General features: G+C 35.8%; 1 pseudogene. It reads right to left on the bottom strand.

Going from position 1 to position 307, the window contains the following annotated elements:
- Positions 1 to 307, bottom strand: a pseudogene (locus tag ACJTHF_RS14080) (phosphoglucomutase); the annotation flags it as partial.

Genomic DNA, 307 nt, shown 5'->3' with positions numbered 1-307 from the left:
CAACAAGATTTTTAACCGCTGCTTTATAAGCTTTAGTTGTTTCATCTTTAAATGGTAAGATCAGTTTACGTTCTTGTAACGCTTCAAAGTCGTCTGTTTGTATATTTAATGGGTCTTCTACTGTATCAATATAACGGCTTAATTCTAATGAAGGCTCTGTTAATAACTGGCCACCATCTGAACCATATACTTTGATTCCATTATAATTCTTAGGGTTATGGCTTGCCGTAATCATAATACCCGCAGTTGTTTTCAAGTGTCGTACTGCGAATGATAGTTCTGGTGTTGATTTGTACGTTTCTGGCAA

Source organism: Mammaliicoccus sp. RAM2, from assembly GCF_045897195.1.
GTDB lineage: Bacteria > Bacillota > Bacilli > Staphylococcales > Staphylococcaceae > Mammaliicoccus > Mammaliicoccus sciuri.
Note: the sequence above shows the minus strand (reverse complement) of the source record. Positions and strands in the feature narration are given on the sequence as shown.